Raw genomic sequence first — 8,836 nt, forward strand, 5'->3', positions numbered from 1 at the left:
TCATGCAACCAAACTGCCCAATTTCTGGAAGTGGAAATCTTGTCTCCTTCAAGGTTCAAAAACTCATTGGCCGGCACATTATCCGGTAAAATATACTCTCCATGGGTTTTCAGTATGGCAGGGAAAATAATACAGTGAAATACGATATTATCTTTTCCAATGAAATGCACCAGTTTAGTATCTTTGGATTTCCAGTATGGTTCCCAATCAATTCCTTTTTCTGCTGCCCACTCCTTGGTAGATGAGATATAGCCTATAGGTGCGTCAAACCAAACATAGAGGACTTTCCCTTCAGCGCCTTCCACGGGTACAGGAATACCCCAATCCATGTCCCTTGTCATGGACCTAGCCTGTAACCCATCCCCTGCTTCCAACCAAGATCGGCACTGACCAAGTACATTGTTTTTCCAGTCGTTTTGGTGCTCTACCAATATCCAATTTTTCAGAAATTCGGTATATCGGGCAAGATCCAAAAACCAATGTTTGGTCTCCTTAAGCACAGGTGTATTTCCACTGAGCTTTGATTTGGGATTGACAAGGTCTGTAGGGCTTAAAGATGAACCGCATTTCTCACATTGGTCACCGTATGCATTTTCATTCCCACACTTGGGACAAGTACCTTCTATATATCTGTCAGCCAAAAACTGTCCGGCCTCCTCGTCATAATACTGTGCTGTGGATTGTTCCAAAAACTCTCCCTTATCATAAAGATTTCTAAAAAATCCTGAGGCTGTTTCGTGATGGATTTTGGCAGAGGTCCTGGAATAATGGTCAAAACTGATTCCGAACTCCAGAAAACTTTTTTTCATCTGCTCATGGTACCTGTTTACTACCTCCTGAGGAGTAATTCCCTCTTTTTTTGCTTTAATAGTAATGGCAACTCCGTGTTCATCAGAACCACAAACATAGGCAACCTCCTTCCCAAGTGATCTCAGGTAACGGACATAAATGTCAGATGGGATATAACATCCTGCCAAATGTCCAATATGTAAAGGACCATTGGCATAAGGTAGAGCGGCGGTAATAGTATATCTGTTGAACTTGCTGTTTTCCATAGGACGCAAATATAGAAATTAGATTGTAAGGGTGATTTGAATTGAATATCAAATTTGACGGAGTTCTTTTTGGGCTTCTTCCGTAAGTATTCCTGAATATATAATCTGAATTGCCTGATCATAAATCTGTGCCGGACTTAAATCAAAACTTGCCCTCATTTCATCTGGAAACTGGCTTAAAAACTTATTGTCTATCAAATTCTGTATGGCGGAAGTATATACAAAGACCACAAAAGCTACATTGGTATGTGGAAGGACATAGCCTTTTTTGATTCCTTCCTGCATCAATTTCTGAAATCTGAGGTAACCGGATTCTCTGATGTAATCCAAGAGCTCTTTCCAGATTTCAGGAGCAAATTCCCTGAGCTCTTCCAATATTTTAGGATTGATAGGTGCGATATCCTTGGCTACATCGGTCAGAATTGATTTCAATTTGACCGTATATGGAATCATATCATTGTCGAGAATTGCATTGACTTTAATGGAAAGCTTATTGGTAAGCATATCAAATGCAGCTCCCAAAAGTTCTAATTTTCCCGGAAAATACTTGTATAAGGTTTTTTTGCTTATGCCCAATTTCTGAGCGATTTCATCCATAGTGGTATTCCTATAACCTTTTTCTATAAAAAAATTGTAGGCCACTTGGAGTATTTTGGCTTCTATTTCAGACTTCTTGCTCATCTTGTAGAATATGCTTACAAATATAGGCATTCCCTAACATTTAAACCCAATTAGATAAAAACCATAGCTACTTGAAGTATTGCTTTGCGTTTCTACCTACAAAAGTTAATTTTGATCACCAATTATTTGTATCTCCCAAAACGACATATGATAACACCAATAGAGGCTCAGGCACGAATTGCTGATCTCAGTAAACTGATCAATTACCACAACTTTCTTTACTATCAGGAAGACCGTACTGAAATATCAGATTTTGAGTTTGATAAATTATTGGAAGAACTTATCCAATTGGAAAAACAGTTCCCCGAATTCTTGGTGCCTGACAGTCCTAGCCAAAGAGTAGGTGGCACCATCACCAAAGAATTTGAGACTGCCGAGCATCAATCCAGAATGCTTTCATTAGGAAATACCTATTCTGATGAAGAACTATTGGCTTTTGATGAAAGGGTGGCCAAAGGACTTGAACATAGAAATTATGAATATTTCTGCGAACTGAAATTCGACGGTGTTGCCATTTCATTGGTATATGAAAGTGGAAAACTCATAAGGGCTGTGACCCGTGGAGACGGCACTAGAGGTGATGTGGTCACCGAAAATATAAAAACGATCAGAAATATCCCGCTGCGGATCCAAGAGACTGATATCCCTGAAAAATTTGAAGTTAGGGGTGAAATATTTCTTCCCCTGAGAGAATTCCAAAAAATCAATTTGGAAAGGGAAGAAAATGGAGACCCCCTACTCGCCAACCCCAGAAATGCAGCATCAGGAACCGTAAAAATGCAGGACAGTAGCATTGTGGCCAAAAGAAGACTCAATTGCTATTTCTACCAATTGATAGGAAATGACCTGACAGTAAACAGCCATGAGGATGCCATACATTTGCTGGAAAAATGGGGTTTCAATGTTTCACCAACCTATGCCAAATGTCAAAATATCAGGGATGTTCTGGCATATATTGAAGACTGGAAAGAAAAGAGGTTTGATTTGCCATTGGAAACTGATGGCGTAGTATTGAAGATCAATAATTATGACCAAAGAGAGGAACTTGGTTTTACAGCCAAAATCCCAAAATGGGCCATAGCATACAAATACCAAGCAGAAAGTGTTGAAAGCCAGCTTTTGTCCATCACCTACCAAGTAGGCCGAACCGGTGCCATTACTCCTGTAGCAAATCTTTCCCCCGTTCATTTAGCGGGTACCACTGTCAAAAGGGCCTCCCTTCACAACGCCAATGAAATCGAGAGATTGGGCCTACATGAAGGAGATACTGTCTTTGTGGAAAAAGGGGGGGAAATTATCCCAAAGATCACGGCTGTTTCCACTACCAAAAGAAAAGAAGGAGCCAAGCCAATTCAATACATTGATCATTGTCCGGAATGCAGCACTCCCTTGGAAAGGAAAGAAGGAGAAGCAAAACATTTTTGTCCTAATGCAGCCAATTGTCCTCCGCAGATATTAGGTAGGATTGAGCATTTTGTACATAAAAGAGCAATGGATATCGATTCAATGGGAACAGAAAGAATAAGAACTCTGATAGATCAGGGGTATATCGCTAACCCGGCTGACATTTATGACCTTGAGGAAATCCAAGACCAATTGTTGGGATTGGAAATGAATCAAGATCAATATCAAAAAACCGATGATGATATGCTTTACATTTCACTGACCAAATCATTCTTTGCTTTGACTGAAGGAATTTCCCTCACTGCCATTCAGAAATTTTGTGAAGGAAATATTGAAATCCCATTGGAAGAAGTTCTGGAGAACTTCAAATCTTTTATCAGGAATTCAAATAAGAAAGTTGCGCAGAATATCGCAACGATTGTAAAACTACAGGAAGTACTAAAATCCTCAGGCATTCCAAAACTGGAAGATTACATGCCTGTTTCAGTTATATTGTTCCTTTTGGTGGGCAATCGGGCAAACCTAGAGGAACTAAAAGCTGCTGTTCAGCACGAAGGTACAGTCCATGCCATTTTGTTAAAAATGGCCCTCAACTTGACTGATGAACAGGTAGAAAAGGTCAAAAAATTAAAAGCAAACACATTTCAGGAAGGTGTCATCTCAAATATGATAGAAGGAATCAAAACTTCCAAAGTCCAGCCTTTCGAAAAAGTGCTTTTTGCCTTAGGAATCAAAAATATCGGCGAAAACACAGCCCAAATATTGGCCATGCATTTCAAATCAATTGATGGACTTTCCATGGCAACTTCTGAAGAATTATTGAATGTTAATGGTATAGGAGAAACCTTAGTCACTAGTATTCATGATTATTTTTCGGATCAGGCAAATCTTGTAATGATACAAAGGTTGAAGGAAAAGGGCCTGAACTTTGAAATAACAGAAGTAGAAAAAGAATTACTTGGAAATAGCCTGGAAGGAATGAAAATATTGGCATCAGGAAAACTGAATCATTTCAAACGTGATGAAATAATTAATTTTATTGAAGCCAATGGAGGACAATATCTAAAGACTGTGTCAAAGGGATTGGATTTTATAATTGAAGGAGAAGATATGGGACCAAGCAAAAAAGAGAAAGCCCAGAAGTTGGGCATTAAGATGATCTCAGAGGAAGAGTTTCTAGGTATGGTCGGTAAAACCATCGAAACATGAAATTTATCAAAAATTTATTCGTAAAGTTTCAACTCAAAAATTCCTTGAAGAGAAAAGGTAATTATGATGTCAAAGTTCCTGCAAATCCAAAATGCATAGGGATCCTTGCAGAAAATGAAGATGAATTTAAAGAAACAAAAGATTTCATAAGGAGCCTCTGGGGATATCAGGTAAGGATTATTGGGTTTTATTACAATGATCGAACTCAGGAAACCGAATCCATTTCACATAAACATTTTTCCTCGACTGGATTACCGGGCACATACTGCAATGGATTTTTGGATGAAAAATTGGATTTTATTTTAGTGCCTTCTTTATCCCTTAACCCATATTTGCGTTATTTGCTCCTCAATAACCAAAGCAGGTTCAAGATGGGCTTCCTTTCAGATGAAAACAAAACCTATCTTGACTTCATGATCAAAAAAGAAGGCGATGATTTGAGTGAAAATTTATTCAAATTGTTGGCTTATTTTGAAAAACTAAAACAAGCATGTTGAAACTACAAGGAACAGGGGTTGCATTGATTACTCCTTTCAAAGAAAATAAAAGTATTGATTTTCCTGGATTGGAGAAGTTAATTGAACACGTCATAATCGGTGGGGTGGATTATTTGGTAGTAGCAGGAACTACCGCAGAAAGTGCCACATTAACGAAAAATGAAAAAAAAGAAGTACTTGACGCCTGTATCAAATACAATGCAGGTAGATTGCCAATTGTTTACGGATTGGGTGGAAACAATACACATGCCATCTTGGATGATATAAAAGACACGGATTTTTCCCAAATTGACGCTGTTCTTTCCGTCAGCCCCTTTTATAACAAACCTACTCAAGCTGGAATCATTGCTCATTACAGGGCCATAGCAGACAATTGTCCTGTTCCAGTCATTCTGTACAATGTACCGGGAAGGACCATGTCCAATGTATCATTCCAAAGCACCATTCAGCTGTCCCATCATGCCAATATCATCGGCATGAAAGAAGCTAGTGGAGACCTTTCCCAATGCATGAGAATAGCAGCGAGGATGCCGGATGATTTCCTGCTGATTTCGGGAGATGATATTTTGACTCCATCGATGCGGGTCATTGGTGGAAAGGGTGTTATTTCAGTTTTGGCCAATGCCTATCCTGAAATTTTCAAAACCATTTGCCATGGAAACCTAAAGGAATCAAAAGAAGCTGCTTTCAAATTATTGGACATCAATCCTTTGATGTATGAGGAAAGCAATCCGGTTGGCTTGAAATTTCTGATGAAAGAATTGGGAATCTGTGGGGATACGGTAAGATTGCCCCTCCTACCTGCATCCCAAAGTCTAAGAGAAAGAATCAAACAATTAAAATTATAATGAGAATCCTTCCAAAAACAGGTTAATAAAAACCAGTCTAGGGTAATTGATAAAAGTACCAATCCTCGGTCTTCCGTCTCCCGTCTCCAGTCTTCCATCATGCAATCAGCCATCTCACTATTAGAACTTAACCAATTGGTCAAAATGACATTGGATACCCAATTGGAACCAACATATTGGGTGGTGGCTGAGATTGGGGAACTCAAACAGGCAGGTCAGGGACATGCCTATTTGGATTTGGTCGAAAAGCAGGGAAATACCATTTTGGCAAAAATGAGGGCCAATATCTGGTCTTACTCCTATCGTGGCATTTCAGGTAGGTTTCAAGCTGCAACAGGTCAAAGTCTTAAATCCGGAATGAAAGTCCTCGCACAAGTGACGGTGACATTTCATGAAATCTACAGTATCAGTCTGAACATCAAAGACATTGACCCTAATTTCACATTGGGAGAAAGGGCGAAAATTAGGCAGGAGGTAATAGAAAGGTTAGGACGTGAAGGGATGATGGATCTTAATAAAAGACTTTTGCTTCCAGTGGTTCCACAAAACATCGCCGTAATAAGTTCTGTCACTGCTGCCGGATACGGTGATTTTATAAATCAGCTACAGAACAACCGCTATGGATATAAAGTAGTCAGCAAATTATATCAAGCCACCTTACAGGGTTCTGAGGCTGTAGCCACGATGCTCAATGCTTTCAATAATATCTTCGTAGACCATACGATAGCGCGTTTTGATGCCATCGTTATTATCCGCGGTGGAGGTGCCCAATTGGATTTGGATTGCTTTGATGATTATGCTTTGGCCCTTGAGATCGCCAAAAGTCATATTCCAGTGATTACGGGTATCGGTCATGAACGGGACGAGACCATTGCAGATATGGTTGCCCATACCAAAATGAAAACCCCAACTGCTGTTGCTGAATTTATTCTCTCCGGATTTAGAGAATTTGAGGAAAGATTGCATGATCTGTTGAAAATTCTGAACCGTAACTGTTCTCAACAATTGAATTGGGAAGACAGAAGAATATTGGATTTAGAAAATCGACTGAAAAGCCAGACTAAAAACACGTTAATCAGGGAATCTGAAAAGTTAATCGAGAAATTACGTCAGATCAGAATTTCATCAGCAGGAATACTAAAATTGGAACAAATAAAAGTTGACAACTTGAATCTCAGCCTGCTAAAGACTTGGAAATCTTTAATTGAAAGTCAATTCAGAAAAATTGATCAATTGGAAAAAGACATACAAAAATCTGATCCCAAAACATTTTTCCAAAAAGGATATACCCGGACTGAATTCAATGGTATTCCCATCCACAAACTTAACCCAGGACAAGGTCAGGAAATAAGCACTTATCTTAAAGATAAAATTATCAAAAGTACCATCAATGAAATTGAAGAATATGGAAAATAAAATTATCAGTTATGATAAAGCTGTTGCAAGAATTGAAGAAATCGTAAATCTTCTGGAAAGCGGAGAAAAGGGAATGGATGAACTTTCGGAACTTGTCCAAGAAGCTACCAAGCTTGTCAAATTTTGTAAAAATAAGTTAAGAACCACAGAGAGTGAGATTTCCAAGGCATTGGAGGATAATGAGGAAAACCAATGAAATTTGGAAAATTTTTCTAATTTTAAGCATCTATCTCTATTTCAAACCAAGGATTGTCAGGTGTTGCATTTTTGGTTTGATGTACTACAATTTTCCGCTAAAATGAATATTTCAGGTTCAACTCCGCTGTTTGCCATTCTTATTGGCTGTATGTTTTTTTCAACATTTTCTCAAGCCCAAAGCTTTTATCGTGATGGAAATTTAAGGTCTAATTCGATTATTGTCGGAATCGGGCCTTCCTTTATGTATGCGGATAATGGCGGCATATTTACCGAGAGCAATTTCAATTGGAATCCAGCAATATCACTAGGTTTCAATAAGAAACTACATAAAAGGATTGCCTTACAGGTCACAGGAGGGTTACAATTTGTCCAAAGCGGGGGTAGGATCAGAGATTATGCCATGAAAAGCTGGGAAGAAGCAGGGGGTGCGTTTAGATTTAAAGGTCAGGCATATTTTGCCGATTTGATGCCTATTTTCTATGTGATCCCATATGATAACCATATGAACAGAGGTAGGTTCAACACCTATATAGGTTCAGGAATCGGTGTTGTCCATGTCAACAGAAAACAGGCCTTTTCTTTTGACCCTGCGGCACCACAATTCTCTGCCCAAGCCACTACTGCCTATATTCCAGTTCTTGTCGGATTTAGCTACAGTTTGGATCAATTCTCAGATCTTTCATTAGAAATCAAAGGCATGTTCACTTTTTCAGATGACCTAGATGGCAATATTGGATACAACCTTTTCAACGACCACTTAATCCAAACCCAGATTGTTTACAAAAGGCTATTGAAAAGTTCTTATTAACAGGTAGCTTCAATCTTAACTCATGGACTGAGGGAATAAAGTGAGTTACTTCGGTCTTCTGTCTTCCAACAAAAGATAGAAAAAAACCATAACTGGCAGTATCGCATATAACCATAAAATTTATTTCATTTTTGTCGCATTTTTAAAGTCAGTAACGTCCTGAAGAAAACTGACCAATTATTAATTTAAAAAAACAAACCCACTATGAAATTCAGATCTTCATTTTACATGATTATGCTCTTACTTCTTTCAATGGCTTGCACTGATGAAGGACCCAACCAGGAACCCCAATTATTTACCCTTAATCCATTGGGATTGGTAAATACCACTGTCAATCAATTGGCGCTCAAAGACAACCGATTGTACGCCATGACCACCAAAGGTATCTATGTCAAAAACATCAATGAGCAGGGGAATTTCCGCTTGTTGGGTTTTGAAGGAGAAAATATAGAAGATGCCGTAATTTTTTCGGAAAATGATATTTTAGTCTCTTTTAGGGATATTGTATTTTTTTCTGAAAAAGAACCTGCCCTGTACCGGACATTAAATGGAGGAGAGTCCTGGGCAAAAGTAGAAAACAATTTCGGGGGCGGAGAATTTCCCGAGGCTATTCATGATTTTGAGGTACATCCAACCATTCCAAACCTAATATATGCAACTGGCAGTCAGGTAATTGCCAAATCATCGGATACCGGAGTCACTTGGGAACCTGTTTGGGGA

Annotated in this window: 9 protein-coding genes; 7 read left to right on the forward strand and 2 right to left on the reverse strand. The window is 38.8% G+C overall.

The genetic code is table 11. The features are described 5' to 3' along the window. Window positions 1–1,055, reverse strand: a 1,055-nt coding sequence (gene metG / locus ACEW8U_RS17810) for a methionine--tRNA ligase (RefSeq protein WP_373523407.1), incomplete at its 3' end; no start/stop codon positions are given. A 48-nt stretch (window positions 1,056–1,103) separates the two neighbouring features. After that, entirely contained in the window at window positions 1,104–1,766 is a 663-nt protein-coding gene (locus ACEW8U_RS17815) for a TetR/AcrR family transcriptional regulator (protein WP_373523408.1), read from the reverse strand. Between the two features lie 120 nt (window positions 1,767–1,886). Between ACEW8U_RS17815 and ligA the strand changes: the two genes are divergently transcribed. The 7 genes from ligA to ACEW8U_RS17850 form a co-directional block, all read left to right on the forward strand. Beyond that, complete coding sequence (gene ligA / locus ACEW8U_RS17820; protein WP_373523415.1) at window positions 1,887–4,349, forward strand: NAD-dependent DNA ligase LigA; 2,463 nt, start codon at window positions 1,887–1,889, stop codon at window positions 4,347–4,349. Next, window positions 4,346–4,846, forward strand: coding sequence for a hypothetical protein (locus ACEW8U_RS17825; RefSeq protein WP_373523409.1), 501 nt, complete (start codon window positions 4,346–4,348; stop codon window positions 4,844–4,846). The genes ligA and ACEW8U_RS17825 overlap by 4 nt, the downstream gene beginning before the upstream one ends. Continuing rightward, complete coding sequence (gene dapA, locus ACEW8U_RS17830; RefSeq protein ID WP_373523410.1) at window positions 4,840–5,694, forward strand: 4-hydroxy-tetrahydrodipicolinate synthase; 855 nt, start codon at window positions 4,840–4,842, stop codon at window positions 5,692–5,694. The genes ACEW8U_RS17825 and dapA overlap by 7 nt, the downstream gene beginning before the upstream one ends. A gap of 99 nt (window positions 5,695–5,793) precedes the next feature. After that, complete coding sequence (gene xseA, locus ACEW8U_RS17835) at window positions 5,794–7,110, forward strand: exodeoxyribonuclease VII large subunit (RefSeq protein WP_373523411.1); 1,317 nt, start codon at window positions 5,794–5,796, stop codon at window positions 7,108–7,110. Beyond that, on the forward strand, window positions 7,100–7,306 hold the full coding sequence (gene xseB / locus ACEW8U_RS17840) for an exodeoxyribonuclease VII small subunit (protein WP_373523412.1): 207 nt from the start codon (window positions 7,100–7,102) through the stop codon (window positions 7,304–7,306). Before xseA ends, xseB begins: the two co-directional genes overlap by 11 nt. Window positions 7,307–7,408: 102 nt before the next feature. Then, a complete protein-coding gene (locus ACEW8U_RS17845) occupies window positions 7,409–8,116 on the forward strand; it encodes a hypothetical protein (protein ID WP_373523413.1) in 708 nt (235 codons plus the stop codon). Window positions 8,117–8,320: 204 nt separating this feature from the next. Continuing rightward, window positions 8,321–8,836 (forward strand): WD40/YVTN/BNR-like repeat-containing protein (locus ACEW8U_RS17850; protein ID WP_373523414.1); only part of this gene is annotated, 516 nt, incomplete at its 3' end.

It is taken from the genome of Aquiflexum sp. (genome assembly GCF_041751335.1).
GTDB lineage: Bacteria > Bacteroidota > Bacteroidia > Cytophagales > Cyclobacteriaceae > Aquiflexum.